The 17,905-nt window shown below is 29.5% G+C and carries 18 protein-coding genes; 7 read left to right on the forward strand and 11 right to left on the reverse strand.

All coding sequences use genetic code 11. From position 1 onward, the window contains the following. Positions 1 to 200 precede the first annotated feature (200 nt). Positions 201 to 821, forward strand: a complete 621-nt coding sequence (locus tag H526_RS0114360) for an L-threonylcarbamoyladenylate synthase (protein WP_027393648.1) — start codon at positions 201 to 203, stop codon at positions 819 to 821. Here the strand turns inward: H526_RS0114360 and H526_RS0114365 are convergent. Then, the gene (locus H526_RS0114365; RefSeq protein ID WP_027393649.1) at positions 818 to 1,693 is read right to left on the reverse strand and encodes an AraC family transcriptional regulator; all 876 of its coding nucleotides are present in this window, start codon (positions 1,691 to 1,693) and stop codon (positions 818 to 820) included. The two genes, H526_RS0114360 and H526_RS0114365, sit on opposite strands and share 4 nt — an antisense overlap. A 227-nt stretch (positions 1,694 to 1,920) precedes the next feature. Here H526_RS0114365 and H526_RS0114370 point away from each other — a divergent pair, with 227 nt between their 5' ends. Then, positions 1,921 to 2,505, forward strand: coding sequence for a hypothetical protein (locus tag H526_RS0114370; protein ID WP_035085634.1), 585 nt, complete (start codon positions 1,921 to 1,923; stop codon positions 2,503 to 2,505). Positions 2,506 to 2,672: 167 nt separating this feature from the next. Further along, a complete protein-coding gene (locus H526_RS32505; protein WP_255420148.1) occupies positions 2,673 to 2,804 on the forward strand; it encodes a hypothetical protein in 132 nt (43 codons plus the stop codon). Between the two features lie 23 nt (positions 2,805 to 2,827). On the opposite strand, the gene H526_RS0114380 is transcribed toward H526_RS32505, so the two are convergent. Then, positions 2,828 to 3,556: a LytR/AlgR family response regulator transcription factor gene (locus H526_RS0114380; RefSeq protein WP_027393651.1), complete on the reverse strand. Its 729-nt coding sequence runs from the start codon at positions 3,554 to 3,556 to the stop codon at positions 2,828 to 2,830. Beyond that, the gene (locus H526_RS0114385) at positions 3,557 to 4,612 is read right to left on the reverse strand and encodes a sensor histidine kinase (RefSeq protein WP_027393652.1); all 1,056 of its coding nucleotides are present in this window, start codon (positions 4,610 to 4,612) and stop codon (positions 3,557 to 3,559) included. It abuts the gene before it with no gap. 243 nt (positions 4,613 to 4,855) lie between these two features. Between H526_RS0114385 and H526_RS0114390 the strand changes: the two genes are divergently transcribed. Continuing rightward, positions 4,856 to 6,706, forward strand: coding sequence for a glycoside hydrolase family 13 protein (locus tag H526_RS0114390; RefSeq protein ID WP_035085636.1), 1,851 nt, complete (start codon positions 4,856 to 4,858; stop codon positions 6,704 to 6,706). A 36-nt stretch (positions 6,707 to 6,742) separates the two neighbouring features. On the opposite strand, the gene H526_RS0114395 is transcribed toward H526_RS0114390, so the two are convergent. The 5 genes from H526_RS0114395 to H526_RS0114415 all read right to left on the reverse strand — a co-directional run bounded on the left by H526_RS0114395 (position 6,743) and on the right by H526_RS0114415 (position 10,463). Further along, positions 6,743 to 7,111 (reverse strand): hypothetical protein, encoded by a 369-nt coding sequence (locus H526_RS0114395; RefSeq protein WP_027393654.1) that lies wholly within the window; start codon positions 7,109 to 7,111, stop codon positions 6,743 to 6,745. 5 nt (positions 7,112 to 7,116) lie between these two features. Next, on the reverse strand, positions 7,117 to 7,884 hold the full coding sequence (locus H526_RS0114400) for a DUF3108 domain-containing protein (protein WP_027393655.1): 768 nt from the start codon (positions 7,882 to 7,884) through the stop codon (positions 7,117 to 7,119). 142 nt (positions 7,885 to 8,026) lie between these two features. Beyond that, positions 8,027 to 8,893: an OmpA/MotB family protein gene (locus H526_RS0114405; protein WP_027393656.1), complete on the reverse strand. Its 867-nt coding sequence runs from the start codon at positions 8,891 to 8,893 to the stop codon at positions 8,027 to 8,029. A gap of 100 nt (positions 8,894 to 8,993) precedes the next feature. Beyond that, positions 8,994 to 9,986, reverse strand: coding sequence for a glycosyltransferase family 2 protein (locus H526_RS0114410; RefSeq protein ID WP_027393657.1), 993 nt, complete (start codon positions 9,984 to 9,986; stop codon positions 8,994 to 8,996). 33 nt (positions 9,987 to 10,019) lie between these two features. Further along, positions 10,020 to 10,463, reverse strand: a complete 444-nt coding sequence (locus H526_RS0114415) for a type I restriction enzyme HsdR N-terminal domain-containing protein (protein ID WP_027393658.1) — start codon at positions 10,461 to 10,463, stop codon at positions 10,020 to 10,022. Positions 10,464 to 10,489: 26 nt separating this feature from the next. Between H526_RS0114415 and holA the strand changes: the two genes are divergently transcribed. Beyond that, a complete protein-coding gene (gene holA / locus H526_RS0114420) occupies positions 10,490 to 11,494 on the forward strand; it encodes a DNA polymerase III subunit delta (protein ID WP_027393659.1) in 1,005 nt (334 codons plus the stop codon). Between the two features lie 15 nt (positions 11,495 to 11,509). On the opposite strand, the gene H526_RS0114425 is transcribed toward holA, so the two are convergent. After that, the gene (locus tag H526_RS0114425) at positions 11,510 to 12,490 is read right to left on the reverse strand and encodes a lipid A-modifier LpxR family protein (protein ID WP_027393660.1); all 981 of its coding nucleotides are present in this window, start codon (positions 12,488 to 12,490) and stop codon (positions 11,510 to 11,512) included. 206 nt (positions 12,491 to 12,696) lie between these two features. On the opposite strand from H526_RS0114425, the gene H526_RS29220 reads away from it, so the two are divergent. Continuing rightward, positions 12,697 to 14,040 carry an MFS transporter gene (locus tag H526_RS29220; RefSeq protein ID WP_211237840.1) on the forward strand — a complete coding sequence of 448 codons (1,344 nt, stop codon included), beginning with the start codon at positions 12,697 to 12,699 and terminating at the stop codon, positions 14,038 to 14,040. A gap of 9 nt (positions 14,041 to 14,049) precedes the next feature. On the opposite strand, the gene H526_RS0114435 is transcribed toward H526_RS29220, so the two are convergent. After that, positions 14,050 to 14,505, reverse strand: a complete 456-nt coding sequence (locus H526_RS0114435) for an Lrp/AsnC family transcriptional regulator (protein WP_035085641.1) — start codon at positions 14,503 to 14,505, stop codon at positions 14,050 to 14,052. 203 nt (positions 14,506 to 14,708) lie between these two features. Between H526_RS0114435 and H526_RS0114440 the strand changes: the two genes are divergently transcribed. After that, positions 14,709 to 15,992 (forward strand): cystathionine gamma-synthase family protein, encoded by a 1,284-nt coding sequence (locus tag H526_RS0114440; protein ID WP_027393662.1) that lies wholly within the window; start codon positions 14,709 to 14,711, stop codon positions 15,990 to 15,992. Positions 15,993 to 16,053: 61 nt separating this feature from the next. On the opposite strand, the gene H526_RS0114445 is transcribed toward H526_RS0114440, so the two are convergent. Then, positions 16,054 to 17,280, reverse strand: coding sequence for a glycosyl hydrolase family 18 protein (locus H526_RS0114445; protein ID WP_027393663.1), 1,227 nt, complete (start codon positions 17,278 to 17,280; stop codon positions 16,054 to 16,056). Positions 17,281 to 17,905 lie beyond the last annotated feature (625 nt).

Raw genomic sequence — 17,905 nt, forward strand, 5'->3', positions numbered from 1 at the left:
TATACTAATTTTATACGCGAAAGTAATTTATTTGATATCAATAAATAACAATACACGAATAATATAATATTTTTAATCTTATAATTGGACTTAAAATTTTGTATTTCGTGCCCTTAGGATAAACGACTCAGTTAATATATACAAGTATTTTGAGATAGTGATTTCTTTTAAAACCGTATCTTTATCTACTTTTTGGTAATATGGCAGAACTAATAAAATTATATAACGAGAATCCTCATCCTCGTGAAGTGCAAAAGGTTGTTGATAGCCTAAGAAGTGGTGGATTAGTAATTTATCCTACGGATACAGTATATGGTTTAGGTTGTGATATTACGAATAATAGAGCTTTAGAGCGTATTGCAAAAATAAAAGGAGTTAAGCTGGCTAAAGCGAACTTTTCATTTATTTGTAGTGATCTTAGCAATTTATCGGATTATGTAAAACAAATAGATAATAGCACATTTAAATTGTTAAAGAGAACACTTCCAGGTCCTTATACATATATACTTCCCGGAAGTAATAACTTACCTACAGTTTTTAAAAAGAAAAGAACCGTCGGGATTCGAGTTCCAGATAATAATATTTGTAAAACTATAGTAGAAAATTTAGGGAATCCTATAGTATCTACATCTATTTATGACGAAGATGAAGTTATAGAATATACTACTGATCCAGAACTGATTTTAGAAAAATGGGATAATCTAGTAGATGTGGTTATAGATGGTGGATATGGTGGTAATATGGCATCTACCGTTATAGATCTTACTAGTGGAGAACCTGTTCTTGTGCGAGAAGGAAAAGGGGCAATTGATATTATTTAAGAGACTACATATTTTAACTCATTTCTATAAGTACTAGGTGTTTTTCCTGAGAATTGTTTGAAAAGTTTATTAAAGTGTGAAAAATTACTAAATCCACTTTCATAACAAATATCTGTAATACTAGTTTGTTTTTCGTGTAACAACTTTGCAGCGTGTACTAATCTATATTCATTTACAAATTGAATAAAAGTTTTTCCAGTGTTTTTTTTGAAATATCTACAAAATCCTGGTACACTCATACTTACTTTATCGGCAATTTCCTCTAGTGGAATTGGTCTAGTAAATTCTTCTTGTACAAAATTAAAAATTAGATTAATTCGATTATTATCTTGCAAAGAGGTTTCAATTACAAAACCCTCTGCATTAAGAATAGAGTAGTCCTTAGTTTGTTGCATTTCTTTAAATACCTTCAATATCCCTAATAACCTATCAAATGGATCTAACATTTCTAAAGCTTCAATGCGGGCACCAATTCTACGTTTAGTATCTCCATGAAATACAATACCTTTTTTTGCCTGTTCTAGTAATTGATTTACTCCAGCCATTTCTGGGATATTAAAAAAAGAGTTTCCTAAAAAATCGGGTAACATTTGTATAATTGTTTCACTCTTATTTAGGGTTAGACTGTCTGTAAAACCGCAATGAGGTAGATTAGAACCAATGAGCATTAAAGCTCCATTCCTATAGTAGGACATATGGCTACCTATTTGACGTTTTCCTGTACCCCCATTGACATATACAATTTCAATTTCTGGATGGTAATGCCAAATAGGGGCTTTGTTCATTTTTTCTTGAGAGAAGTTTTCATAAAAAAATGAACTACCAAACTCAGGAAGAATTTTTTCTAAAGAAGGTTTAATACTTTTTTTCATTTTGAGGGAATTTTCTCCATATTAGATTTTTGTAAATATAAGATATTTAAAGTATTAATTTATTGTTAAATATGTGAAATCATATGTTAAATTAGCTTTAAGGGGGTTTTTATGATTTTTATAGGTTAATATAGAACATATATATGCAAAAATAGATGTATTTATAGACATATTCTCTGTCATATATTTGCAGTGTAAAATATTAACAACAACAAAAACCTTAAGTTATGAAGAGAGTTATTAACCTATGTTTGATTGCACTAGTAATCATTACAAGCAGTGTTGCTAACGCAGCAGGAAGAGTTTCAGTTGAGATCACTAATTCGTCGATGGTTAATGTATCATTGACAGAAGTTATAAAAGGAGAAAAATTATTCCTTAAGGATTACCACGGTGAAGTATTATTCAATGTTACTTTAGAAGCAACACCAAGTTATCAGAAGTACTTTAACCTAGGAAATGTACCAGATGGAGTGTATTTTGTAGAAACAGAAGCTGAATATGAAATAAAAGTAACCCCTTTATTAAAAAACCAAAAAGGAGTTTCATTGATTAACACGTCAGCAGTAACAGTATTTAAACCATTAGTTCGCGCAGAAAGTAAATTTATTAAAGTAATGTTTAATAATACTGAAAAGTCACCAGTTAATCTTACCATCTATGATAACGAGTTTAGAGTATTGGAAGAAGTAATAGGAAATGAAGAAGAAGTATTAAAAAGAACATATGATTTTTCTAAAATGCCTAAAGGAGAATATCAGTTTTACTTCGCATTAAAGGACAGAACGTTTATAAAGAAAGTTAGTATTTAATTGTTTTATTATTAACTCAACCACTTGAAAAGCAGCACTAACCACGCTGCTTTTTTCATTTTATATTTTGGTTAAAATAGCATAGATAATGGTCAATTTTGATGTTTTTATTCTATGCTATATAAAGTACCTTTAAAAGATAAATGAATCGATAAAAACGTATAATTATGAATAAAGTAGTAGAAGTTTATTTAGTAGTAGCAGCAATTTTTATAGTTTCTTTTTCTAATACAGTAAATGAGTTCTCTTTTGAAATAGAAGAGTTTTCTTTAGAAACGGATGAATTTTTAAATGGATAATACCTAATTTAACCCTAGTATTTTTAAAAGTATCCAAGTGTTTCTTTTACAGATTCTCTGTAGTTTCTACCTACCGGAATTTTGATGCCTTTAATTTCAATTTCAGTAGTAGAAAAAGCGTCGATATTATCAATAGCAATGATAAAAGATCGATGTACTCTTAGAAATTTTTTACTAGGAAGTGTATTTTCTATGGTACTAATACCTTTGTACGCTATTATTTCTCTCTCAGAGGTTTTAATTTTGATATAGTTTTTTAGACTTTCTATATAAAAGATATCTTTTAGAAATATTTTTTGCATTTTCTTTTCCACCTTTAGATAAATAAAAACATCTTGATAGTCAATTTCTTCTGTATTGTTAATTGTTGGTGGAATGTTATTAGCAGAGTCCAAACGTTTTAATACTTTATTAATTGATTTTAAGAATCGTGAAAAATCTATAGGTTTTAATAAGTAATCTATAGCTTCTAAATTAAAAGCATCTACTGCATAATCACTATATGCTGTTGTAAAAATAACTTGAGTAGAAGGAGTTAGATCTTTTAAGAAATCAATTCCCGTTACTTCCGGCATTTGGATATCTAGAAAAATTAAGTCAATATTCTTATTAGTAATAATATTAAATGCTTCTAATGCATTAGCGCAAGAAGCTATATGTTCTAAATGATTAATTCTAGAGATATAATTTTCAATTATTTCTCTAGCTAATGGTTCGTCATCGACGATAAGACATTTTATTTTGGTATTCATCTAGAGATTTTTAGTGAGATTTAATTTTAAAATAACTTCATATGATAATTCGTTATCATCTATTTTTAATGAGTATTGATCACGGTATAACAATTGTAATCTCTTTTTTACATTATTAAAACCGATACCTCCAACTGAATCATGATCTGTATTGGTATCGCTAAATTTAGAATTTTCTACTTGTAATATGAGTTCTTTTTTCTTGGTAAATATATTAATGACAATCCAGGATCCTTTTGAAGAAGAAGTTCCGTGCTTAAAAGCATTTTCTACAAATGGGATCAATAAAAACGGTGATATTTGATAATCTTTGTCAGATTCAGAGTTAAAACTAATATCTATAGAATCTTCGAACCTTAATTTTTCAAGATCTATATAATTTTTTAAATATTCTATTTCTTTTACTAATGAGACTTTAGGGGTATTGGCCTCGTATAACATATATCGCATGAGTTTCGATAATTTTAATACTGCGGTTTCTGCTGTATTCGATTTTTTTATGATTAATGCATATAAAGTATTAAGTGTGTTAAATAGGAAATGCGGATGTACTTGATTACGCAATTGTATAAGTTCGGTTTCAATTTTTTCTTTTTCTAGAGTTAAGGTTCTTTGTTGTGAGTTATAATAGAATTTAAAAAAACTAAAACCTAAGGGAATGATAGCGGCAATATTAACATCTAAAATTGTATTCATTAATTCTGTTATTGTAAAATAGCCTTCACTGTTCCAACTAGGAAAGTAGATAGGTTCTACATAAAAATAAATTATAGGTCTTTGGATGCAAATACTAGTTACTAATAACAAAATGAGGTAAGAAACTATAAAAGAAATAAACTTTCTTTTTAATAGAAATTTGGGGATTAGCATGTATATAGATATGTAGACAAGTACCATTCTTGCTGGTAAACCAAAAGTTTGAATAGTAAATGAACGAACATAATCATTATCATATGTTCCCCAAGTAATTCCAAAAAATATGATGAGGCCTACCCAGTAAAGTATATGCTTAGATAATCTGTGAGAAAATATATTTTTAAAAAATGTGTTTGTCATTAAGTTGTTTACGAAGAGCTAAAGTCTCAAAAATTTTAATGAAATAACAAAGTTAAGGACGAATTACGTTCAATTTATTACGTACAACATTAATTATTCTTCGAAAACGCTAAAAATTTATATTTCAATCATTTATTTAATTCTTAACTGTTTATACTTTAGATCACGCTTTCTGTATAATGAAGTTGTCATTTTTTTTGAAGCTTGGTAATTAGCTGTTTATTAATTAAAAAAATGATATTTATGAGTACATACTTGATAAAAGTGTTTTTACGTTTATTTCTTTTAACCCTAGTTTCCTTTTTAGGGCAAGCACAGAAATCGGAATTATTAACTCACGTAGAACCGCCATTTTGGTGGGTAGGAATGGAAAACCCTGATTTACAATTATTGTTACATGGCGAGAATATTAGTGCTTATAACGTTACAATTCAATACCCTGGAGTTCAATTAAAAAAAGTCAATAAAGTAGAAAACACAAATTATTTGTTTATAGATCTTGGCATTTCTAAGAATACTCAGCCTGGAATTATATCCATAAAATTTGAAAATAAAGATCAATTTTTTAGTTATAACTATGAACTAAAACAAAAGGTAAAAGATAAAAAAGTAGGACAAAAAATTACACCTGCTGATGTGATTTATTTAATTACACCAGATCGTTTTGCAAACGGAAACACTTCGAATGATTCTACAAAAGACACCAAGGAAAAGATAAAGAGAAATAATGAAGATCGTAGACATGGAGGTGATTTGAAAGGAATACTTGATAATTTTAATTATTTAGAAGAACTGGGAGTTACTACATTATGGTTAAATCCATTTTTGGAAAATGATCAGCCAACATATTCTTATCACGGATATGCAATTTCTGATTTTTATAAAACAGATACTCGTCTAGGATCAAATGAAGAATACAAAACCTTTGTTGATGTAGCGCATGAAAAAGGTATGAAAGTAATTATGGATCAAGTTTTTAATCATTGTGGTTCCGGACATTGGTGGATGCAAGACTTACCATCAAAAGATTGGGTAAACCAATGGGATAGGTTTACTAAAAGTAATTTTACAAATATAGCCGCTTCTGATCCTTATGCTTCTGAAAGTGATTTTAATTTACTAACAAAAGGGTGGTTTGATATTAATATGCCGGATCTAAACTTAGAAAATGAATTTCTAGCTACTTATATGATTCAGAATTCTATTTGGTGGGTTGCATATTCCAAAATAGATGGAATTCGATTAGATACATATCCATATCCTAATAAACAAGCAATGTCTAAATGGATGAAAGCGCTTACAAAAGAATATCCTGACTTTTATATGGTAGCAGAAACCTGGGCAGAAAGAGCATCTTATTTATCTTATTGGAATAATGATAGAGCTAATAGAGATGGATATGTTTCTAATGTAAGCAGTGTTAGCGACTATGCTTTATATTATTCAATGTTAAGAGCTTTTGGAAAGAATGGAGATATTTCTGAGTTGTATAAAACACTAGCAGAAGATTTTGTATACGGAAACCCTGAAAATAATAAAGTTTTTAATGGTAATCATGATGTAGATCGTTTATTGGCTTTATTAGATAATGATGTAAATAAACTGAAGCTAAGTATGGTGTTTACGCTTACTACTAGAGGAATTCCCCAGATATATTATGGAGATGAGATTCTAATGAAAAATAGGAGACCAGATGGTAAAGTAAGACAAGATTTTCCTGGTGGATGGAAAGAAGATGGTAGAAATGCTTTTACTAAAGAAGGTCGAACTACAGAAGAAAATGATCTGTTTGAATATGTGAAAACAATTCTTAATTGGAGAAAAAATGCATCATCTATTCATAACGGAAAACTAGTGCATTACCAACCGATTGATAATGTATATGTATATTTTAGATATACAGATACAGAAAACACAATGATTATTATTAATAATAGTGATAAAGATTATAAGAGTTTTAAGTTAGCTCGTTTTCAAGAATCATTAGAAGGATATAGTCAAGGAAAAGATATTTTATCAGGAAAAAAGTTTGATACTTTAGAACAAATAAATTTAGCTAAGCATACCGCAATGGTTATTGACTTAGCTAAATAATATAAGTTTTAGTTATAGAAGATCTTTAGGTATAGATTATTCAGATTCAATTTCTTCTAGATCTCCTTCGATCTCTTCAAGTTCATTTTCTATTTCCTTAAGTTCTTCTATAGCTTCTTCTTTACTTTGTTCTTCTTTTTGCTCAAATTCTTCATCAACAGCAATTTCATCTTTTACCCATAATGATTTAGATCCACTAGCTACAATTACTAAAACTCCAATAGTTAAAAATAGGAGTGATAGTTTTTGTGGTTTTTGTTTCTTCTTAGAAATATAAAAAGCTCCAATACCAGCTAACAAAGAAACAATACCAGGCAATACACCTATAGTTCCAAATGGCAGTATTGCCATTATAATTCCTAAAAGAGCAGCTATGGCAGCTATAGATATTAGTACAATTCTCATATGATTTAATTTTTTAATCCAGAGGCTTGAGTTAGGCTTAGTTGTCCGGTTCCGGCTGGAATACTAAATTTAATTAATACAGGAACTTTATTATTATCCGCAGTAAGGTAAACAATGTTTTTATTAGTTCCTTTAAGGGAGTTATTATTGACTGCTATTTTATAACATTCTTTATTTCCCATTGTTTTCGTGCTAATAGTTTCTTTACCCAATAGTTTTAGATATGCAGTTTGAGGTTTTCTATCAAATAAAATTGTTATTTTTTGGTTAGTACCTACCGGTGCTTTTTCTATGTCCATATTACGAATATGATATAAAGTAGAGACTACATCATACGTACTACCACTCATTTTTAAAACCTTTGTATTAGGTTCTTTTTTCTTTTGCATAGTAGCTTTTATAGTCTTTTTTTTATGACTATAAACATATTTTTCCTTCTTTATATATCCACCTTCATTGATATCCCTTTTATATAAATAAGGTGTAAGATTAGCTGGATTTACATATGCTTCATATACATCTCTAATTTTAAAAAAAGAGTCCCATTTAGAATAAGTAGAAGCGCTACATTTTAACCTAAGATAATTGCTTTTTCCTGTATTAATACGAGTGGTTTGCATGGTTACTTGTGCCAAATTAGTTAATAAACCAGACATATTATAGGAAGCGGTGTATACAAGTTTTTCATTTTCACCGATAGAAGTGTTCGAGTTCTTCTGAGCTTTTATGGTTGTAAAACAAAGAAGAAGTGCGACAATAAATAATTTTCTCATTATTTTTTATAAATATTAATAACTAATAAGCTCAAGGGCTTTTTTATTCACTAAAATTCAATTTTCATACCATTCTTAAAATAAAGAATAAAAAAAGGGTTAATAGTAACATTAACCCTTTTCAAAAATACTTTATATTTTTTTAATTACCGCCTTCGGTTGCTTTTTTCATTCCATCCTCGATCATATTATAGAATTGATCTAATTTAGGAAGTACAACAATTCTTGTACGTCTGTTTTTAGCTTTATTAGCTGCACTATTGTTATCAGCTATTGGCACATAATAACTTCTTCCTGCAGCAGTCATACGTTTTGGATCTACACCAAAATCTTTTTGTAAAACTCTGACTACAGAAGTAGCTCTTTTTACACTTAGATCCCAGTTATCAAGTAACACTTTGTTCTTAATTGGCACATTGTCTGTATGTCCTTCTACTAAGAATTCGATATCAGGTTTATCATTTACTACTTTAGCAACTTTACCTAATACTTCTTTTGCTCTTGTAGAAACATTGTAGCTACCGCTCTTAAATAATAATTTATCAGAAATAGATACATAAACTACACCTTTCTCCACATTTACTTCAATATCTTCATCAGCAAGGTTTCCTAAAGCTCCTTTTAAACTAGTAACCAATGCTAATGTTACAGAATCTTTTTTATTCAGTGCATCATTCATTGTTTTTATCTGTAGATCTTTTTCTTTAATACTTTCTAAAGATCTCTCTAGGTTCTCAGCCTCTTTGGTAGATAATGTAGCTAAATTACCAACATTATTTAAAAGGGCTGAATTTTGATTTTTAAGATTACTTACTTGATCTCTTAAAACTTTTAATTCAGAACTTTCACTTGCTTTCTCTTCTAAACAATTATTTAATTTAACTGTTGCGGTATTTAAAAGATCTTGGGTTTCTTTTTGCTTGGCTTCTAGATCTGTAAATTTCTTCTGTGATACACAAGAAGATAATAATACAGCCATTGAAGCTCCGATAATCATTACTTTTTTCATTAGAAAATCTGTTTTTAGTCTTATTCTGGTTATATAACTCAAAATTATTAAAATTGTGACGCATTATCGTACCATTAACAATAATTTAATGAATATAACCCTACAAATGGTTAAATAGTTTTTTGTTTAAAATATAATACTGCCATACAACGGAAGAAACGGAATAATATTTCCTTGTAGCCCTTGATTTTTTACGTTTTTTAACAAAAGTTGGCAAATTTTTGTAAAAGCTGAAATGAGCTTTAAGAATTGCTAAACAATGTGAGGGTTTTCCTTCTAATAAAAATTTAACACCTGCAATTCCATCTAACAGTAATCTAACTAAAATAATATACCAACTAAAAACTCCAGAAGTGTTTTTTACTATCATAAGTAAACTATTTCTGAAGTTAAGAAATGTTTTTTTTGGATTCATAGCGTTTAGTGTAGCACCACCGAGATGGTATACTTTTGATGTTCCTATATATTTAATTAGGTAGCCATTATTTTGTATTCGCCAACACAGATCAATTTCTTCTTGATGCGCAAAGAAATCTTCATCCAGTTTGCCAACTTCCTCAAAAACAGATTTTCTAATAAATAAACAGGCGCCACTTGCCCAAAATATATCTAAAGTATCATCATATTGACCTTTATCTTCTTCAAGTGTATCAAAAATTCTTCCTCTACAATAAGGGTACCCGAATTTATCAATAAACCCTCCTGCTGCACCTGCATATTCGAAATAGTTCATCTTTTTATAATCTAAAATTTTTGGTTGTATTGCACCAATTTTTTTAGAATTTTTAAAAGCTTCAGCAATAGGGGTAAGCCAATTTTTAGTAACCTCTACATCGCTATTTAGCAGGCAATAAATATCAGCATCGACCTTGCTTAAAGCATCATTATATCCTTTAGAATATCCTCCATTGCTGTCATTTTGGATAATTTGTACTTCAGGAAATGATGTTTTAATATATTCTATAGAATCGTCAGTTGATGCATTATCAGCAACATACACTGATGCTCCTTCTGAATGGTTTACAACAGATGGTAAGAATTGTTCTAATAACGAACGCCCATTCCAATTTAATATGACAATAGCTATATTCACTGATGCAAATAAAAAGCAAATAATAATAAATAGCTATTTATAATCAGGAATATCTTTTAGAAAAGTGTAACGTTTTTCTTGATAATTCATTTGACAATAATAATGGTCCAGACCATTAGTGATCATAAGATATTCTGAGTTCAATACTAAGTTGTATCTGGCTATTTGATCAAACACCTCTTGCGTAATTCTTACAGAATGTGATTTACATTCAATAATCAAATAGATACTGCCATCTGGGTTAAAAACAATAATATCATAACGCTTGTTAAGATCATTAACTTTGATCAGCTTTTCTACATTAATAAGGCTTTCTGGATATTTCTTTTCTTCAATTAAATAATGAATTGTATGCTGTCTTACCCATTCTTCCGGAGTAAGAATGATAAATTTTTTGCGTATTCTGTCAAAAATAGAAACTTTATTTTCGCTACTTTTGAACCTGAACTGATATGCTGGAAAGTTAAGGTTTTGCATAGCACAAATTTGATGATTTTTTCTGAATGGATGAAGTAAAACAGATAGTAAGCGATATTAAGAATGGAAATATTAAGCCTATTTATTTTTTAATGGGCGAAGAACCATACTATATTGATAAAATTTCAGAATATATTGATAAAAATGTGCTTGCAGAAGAGGAGAAAGGTTTTAATCAAATGGTTTTATATGGTCGTGATGTTAGCGTAGAAGATATCGTTTCTAATGCTAAGCGATATCCAATGATGGCAGAACGTCAAGTAGTTATTGTAAAGGAAGCACAAGATCTTTCTAGAACCATTGAGAAATTAGCGGATTATGCAGAAAACCCTCAGCCAACTACAGTTTTAGTAGTTTGTTACAAATATAAAAAGATAGATAAACGAAAAAAACTATATAAAATAGTTGCTAAGAATGGTATTATCTATGAAAGTAAAAAACTATATGAAAATCAGGTAGCTGATTGGATAAGAAGAGTTTTAGCTGGATCAAAATACACTATAGAACCAAAAGCTTCTCAGATGTTAGTGGAGTTTTTGGGGACAGATCTAAACAAAATCAATAACGAGTTAGAAAAACTAAAACTGATTATTCCTAAAGGGCAACCTATTACAGCTGATAAAATCGAAGAAAATATTGGAATAAGTAAGGAGTTTAACAATTTTGAATTAAGAAAGGCGATAGGTACTAGAGATGTTATGAAGGCATTTAGAATTATCAATTACTTTGCCCAGAACCCTAAAGATAATCCATTAGTAGTTACCATATCATTGCTTTATAGTTTTTTTTCTCAGGTTTTACAGTATCATGGATTACCGGATAAATCTCAGCGTAGTGTTGCCAGTGCACTAAGAATCAATCCATATTTTGTAAGTGATTATTCTGATGCCAGTCGTAATTATCCTATGAAAAAGGTGAGTCAAATTATTGCGCTATTAAGAGAAGCAGATGTTAAAAGTAAAGGAGTAGGAGCTACAGGTCTTCCTCCAGGAGATATTCTGAAAGAATTACTTGTAAAAATAATGAATTAAATTTTTGCTCGTTTATTAGAAACGGTATGCGATATTAAATGTACCATATCCATGATTTTCTGTACTATTTAATACTCCTGTTGACCAGTGATAAATAAAATTGATTGATATTTTATTCAAGGAATAATACAACCCACTTCGTAGATGCCAAGAAATATTATTTAGATCATCTATCCCATAAGCTTTTTCATCGAATAAATTACCTTGTATAGTTGCATTATATGCAATAAAACGTGTTTCTGCATTAAATTGAAAGAATAATTCGGAATGTTTTTTAGGTAATAATAATGAGTTTTGAAAACTACTAGATTTAGTAACACTTTCAAATTCTCCAATTCTAAAACCAGCCTGAGGAGTAGCCCTAATGTATAGATTTCCTAGATAAGCATCACCACCCACGTAGGTACTAAACCATTTAGAATTAGGGTGTAAGTCATAGGTGAAAGAGCTTTTTAAATTAAATATGAATTGATCTTCTAATTGAAACTGCCAACCATCATACACGGGATCATCAGTAATATTTTCATGAAACCAAGTTTGTATCTCTCCAGCTTGTGATGACGGCCCAATGATACCGGTCAAAATTTCAGATTTTAAGAAAGATCTTTCAAAGGTATACGTTGTTCCTAATGATACATATAAGAGTCCAGCAAATGGACGATCAAAATCATCTCTATCTTCTATTTCTGGAGTAGCAGCAAATATTCTTACTAACGACGGAGTGTATCCTTCAATTTTTGCACCCAGCGAATAAAACACATCTTTTTTATTTTTAAATAGTTTTTGTAGTCCTAAGAATTTGGTAGTGTTAAAACTATATTCTATTCCCATACCATAAGAATAGTATCGATCAGAATCACGAAAAACTGCAAAAATATCGTTGTCTACAATCACTTTTAATTCTGATTTAAAAGCTTCTTTCTTAGCCTGGGATAATAGGTTAGAAATAGTTATTAAAGAAATTAAAAATAGAGATATAGTAATTTTTGAATTCATTTAGACTTACTTTTTATGCTTTTACCTGTAAAAATAAAAAATCAGTCTTTTTGAGTATGTACTTTTTAACTTTTAAAATTATCCCAAACAATTTTATGTTTTTTAGTATTCTATTTTCTGATCTTTTATGAAACATACATATTAATACTAATTAATGGTATTTTAACTAAATTAGGAATTGAATCAATTACATTTAATAAATGAAAATGTTTCGTTTCTTTAGGAAATCAATTTTTCCAATACTCTTAGTTAATTTCATAGGAATATTAGGATATAGTATTGTCATTCCTATTCTTATATTTATCGTTACGGATCTTGGGGGCAATGGATTTGTTTATGGAATTTTAGGTGCTACGTATCCTTTTTTCCAATTTATTGGAGCTCCAATTTTAGGTAGACTTTCTGATAAAATAGGAAGAAAAAAAGTATTAGTAATTAGCCAAGCAGGTACATTTATAGCTTGGTTATTGTTTTTAATAGCATTAATTCTTCCAAAAATACCATTATGGTCTTCTGATTCTGGGTTTAGTGGTAATTATATTATGACACTGCCATTGGTTTTACTTTTTTTAGCAAGGATTTTTGATGGTTTTACTGGAGGTAATGTATCTGTTGCTAATGCTTATTTATCAGATGTCTCAACAGATGAAGATAGAGATAAGAATTTCGGAATGATGGGTGCTTCCACAAGCTTAGGTTTTGTTTTAGGACCTGCTGTAGCAGGCCTTTTAGCTTCCACAGTTTTAGGAGAAATATTACCTATTAGTTTAGCCGCTATTATCTCGTTAATAGCAATTCTAGTTATTTTTATCAAATTGCCAGAAAGCAATCCGTGTATGGTAGACACAGGAAGTTTAAACTTTAAATCTTTCAGAAAGTTTTTTCAAGTAGAGCATAAAGATTGTTTTGTAAATAATTCTGCAGAAGAGGGTAGCGATAATAATACATTGAAAGGAGTATTAAAGCAAAAAGGAATTCCATTATTATTTACTATTTATTTTTTGACATTTTTGGCCTTTAGTTTATTTTATGCTGGTTTGCCTTTATATGCTTCTACCACATTAAAATGGACAGCAATTGATTTAGGAATGTTTCTTGCGTATTCTAGTTTTATAATGATTCTAGTACAAGGTCCATTATTGTCTTTCTTGTCAGGTAAGGTTTCTAATATCATATTAATTATTATCGGAGCGCTATTTTTATCTCTAAGCTTTTTCTTTCTCTCCTTTAATAACTTAATTGTGCTTTATATAGCAAATACGATATTGTCACTTGGAAATGGACTTATGTGGCCAAGTTTTTTATCCCTTTTGTCAAAAACAGGGAATCCAACGATGCAAGGAGCAATTCAGGGATATGGAAATAGTATGGGAAGTTTAGCAAGTATATTCGGACTTGTTCTAGGAGGAATTATGTTTGAAAGTATAGGAGTAATTATTTTTATTATAGGTTCTTGGATATTTTTAGTGATTCTGCTTTTGTTGTTTATAAATTATATCCGAACAAGGAATACTAAGACAATAGAGAATCCTGCTGCAGAGGTAATATAGATGCATTTTCTAAGGAATTGGTAAAAACGAAAAATCTTTTACTTCAGTCATCACAAACGAGCTTTGTACTTTAGAAATATTTTCTAGTGAAGCTAATTTATTAGAAAGAAAATACTGATAACTTTCCATATCTTCTGCATATATCTTAATTAGATAATCAAACATTCCGGCTACGTGGTAGCATTCTACAACTTCTGGAAATTGCTGAATGTCTTTTTCAAATTTTTTAAGATAATCTGTTTGGTGAAGGTTTAAAGTTACATTGCAAAATACCATCAGTTGTAAACCAACTTTTTTTCTATCGAGAATCGCTTTATACGATTTGATAAATCCTTCACGTTCTAATTTTTTTACTCTTTCAAAAATAGGAGTGGTAGTAAGGTTTAATCTTTCTGCAATCTCTTTGATTGTTATTTTTCCATCTTTTTGTAATAAATTTAGAATAGATCGATCTGTTTTATCCATAATATTTTTCTTTTTCAATTGTCATAAGTAATCAAAAATAGAATAAAATTCTTTTTAAATTATAATAATGTGTTTTAATTCTAAAATTTGACATTAAAATAGTTTTTATTTCTTTTATAACTAATTTTATATAGTTATAAACGCTAATTATTTCTTCTATAGAAATTCATTAGAACAATTAATAAATACAGTAAACCAAAGAAATGAAAGATCACAATTTTAATCCAGAGAGTTTAATGATGACATATGGTTATAAGCCAGAATTGTCTGAAGGAGCCATTAAATGCCCAATATTTCAAACATCAACTTTTGTTTTTAAAACAGCAGAAGAGGGGAAAGCATTTTTTGAATTAGCTTATGGTCTAAGAGAGAAATCAGAAAAGGAAGAATTGGGATTGATCTACAGTAGAATTAATAACCCTAATCTAGAAATTTTGGAAAACCGATTATGTCTTTGGGATAAAGCAGATGATTGTGCTGTATTTGAGAGTGGAATGTCTGCTATTAGTACGGTATTATTAGAATTCTTAAAGCCAGGTGATTTATTGGTATATAGTAATCCAGTTTATGGAGGAACGGATCACTTTATTCATCATTTCTTAGATAAAATAGGAGTTGATACTATTGGGGTAATGCCAAACCAGAGTATAGAAGAAGTGGAGCAAATGATAGAAGCTTCGGGTAAGGCAGATAAACTTTCTATGATTTATTTAGAAACCCCGGCAAACCCAACCAATGATATTGTAGATATAGAAAAATTTAGTCAGATTGCTGCTAAATATAATACAGAGGATCGAAAAGCACTGGTTGCTGTTGATAATACATATATGGGACCTTTATGGCAACATCCATTGCAGTGTGGTGCGGATCTGGTATTGTATTCTGCTACCAAATATATAGGAGGTCATAGTGATCTTATTGCTGGAGCGGTTTTAGGAAATGCGGAATTAATGATCCGAGTTAAAACTTTACGTACTTTTTTAGGTAATATGGTAAGTCCGCATACAGCTTGGTTATTGTTAAGGAGCTTAGAAACACTAAAAGTACGTATGGATCAGCAAACTAAGAATGCTCAGATTGTAGCTGATTATTTAGATAAACATCCTAAAGTAGAAAAAGTGTATTATTTAGGATTGTTAAAAGAAGGAACAGAGGCGCATAGTATTTATACGAAACAATGTTCTGCTCCAGGAGCAATGGTTTCTTTTGATATTATAGGTGGTGAGAAAGAAGCATTTATGTTTCTTAATAATCTTAAATTAATGAAACTAGCAGTAAGTTTAGGGGGGACGGAAAGTTTATCAGAACATCCTAAAACTATGACACATGCTGGTGTAAACGAAGAACAGCAACAACAGATGAATATTACGGATCAATTAGTGAGATTGTCTATTGGAGTAGAAAGTGCTAAAGATTTGATATGGGATCTAGAGCAAGCATTGGAAAAGGTTGATATAGCCAATGCTTTAGAAGTAGAAACTGTTTAAAAATAGTTATCCAAAGTTAAAAAGCCCAGGTACAAAGTGTCTGGGTTTTTATATTTTACTGTTATTCTGAAAATTTCTCATTTAATAAATCCCATAATTCCGTATAACCATCATCATATCCTAGTGCCCAAATACCAACGCCTCCTATTTTATTGCTTTTTATCCAATCATATTTAATCGATAGCGATGTAGTGTCTTCGAAAAATAATTGTCTGTATTTTTTGCTGCTATCTTCAATAATCAGGTAACTTGAAGAACTTTTTTTATCAAACTGAACTGGTATTTTTAGTGAGTCCATATATATATTCTTTATCGTATGATACCTTGGATGGGATTTAAATTTATTAACTATTGCACCTATTTCAGAACTATTAGTATACCACTCAGCTCCGTAGTAAGGCAATCCAATAATTAGTTTACTAAGGAGTATCCCCTTCTTGTTATAATAATCAACAGATGTTTCTAAGCCATTTCCAAATAGTTGACTTGTTTTAAAAGGAGTTACAGGTCCTGTCGTTTTACTAAAACTACCATAATAATCATATCCCATTAATGTATAAAAATCTATATATGGATCAATAGCTTGTATGTCAAAAACATCATTCCAGTCAATTGCATAAAGACATAGAGATATCATATAATTAGGATTATCTTGTTTTAGGCTTTTAGAAATTTCGATAATAAAATTAGTATAGTTTTCTTTATCTTCTTTTGATACTCCTTCAAAATCAATATTTATACCATCCGCAGATCTAAAAGCGAGTAAACTTGATATACTATCTATTAGTGTTTTTTGAGCTTTTGGATTTTTTAAGAATGTACCGTTGTTTTTACCACCAAAATTAGAAACTGATAAGAACACTTTACAGCCTTTTGTTTTAGCACTATCAATTAACGGTGTAGTTTTCCATTGATGAATACTTTTGTAGCAGCCCGTTTCTGATTGTATCTCATAAGAAAAATAGGAGAGTCCCCATAACATGGAAAAATTATAATTTTTATAGGAAGAGCCGTTAGCGTATATATGCCAGCCAAATGTTTTTATATCTGGATGCACCTTTCCTTTTTTGTGAATTATTTTTTTGTGTACTCTTTTATGTAAACTATCCCATTGTGATTCTTTTTTAAAGCTATAATTTTCGAATTTCTGATTTTGTAATTGACGATCACTAATGTAACTACTATTATTAGATTGTATTGGGCTTCTATTCTTTTGCTCAGGTTCGTTATTAGTATTACAGCTGATCAAAAGAATAAGTGTGCTAATGATAAAGAATAGTTTCTTCATAATATTTTAGAATTACTTACATAATAAATAAAAATAGCTTTATGTTTTTCATTAAAACACCTGAAATTATAATAGATTTTATAAAAATGATGCTATTTTAAATATTTTTTTAATACAATAAAACAACGTAAACAGCTGTTTGTTAGTGTTTTGTTTGTTGTTAGGGGATATCTCACTATGCATTTCGGGTGTTTTCCCCCATTGCGCTGTTTGTATTCCTGAAGTATATTTGTACCGGAAATAATTAATAAGGACAAACTAATAATTTTTACACATACAGCATTATGAACTTACTGGGCATTAACTTTCGTTTTATTTTAGATTTTTTACAAGAACTACCTAAAGCAAGCAGTCACGCTATTCATAGATAATATAATAGCTAAATATGAAATAATAAATAATATCATTATTTCATATGATTAAAAAGACCACTTAAATTTATTTTTAAATAAAAATTCAGATCATATAAAACAATTTTACACAAAATATTATGAAACCATTTCGTATAAATTTCAAATTTTTAAAAAAATTTTTAAAAGAACTTCCGAAGGCTTGTAGCCATGCGATACACAGATAGGATGTGATTGTCAATTGGAAGAAACAGTATATTAGAATTTTGGGGGAA

This window comes from Aquimarina latercula DSM 2041 (assembly GCF_000430645.1).
Taxonomy (GTDB): Bacteria; Bacteroidota; Bacteroidia; order Flavobacteriales; family Flavobacteriaceae; genus Aquimarina; species Aquimarina latercula.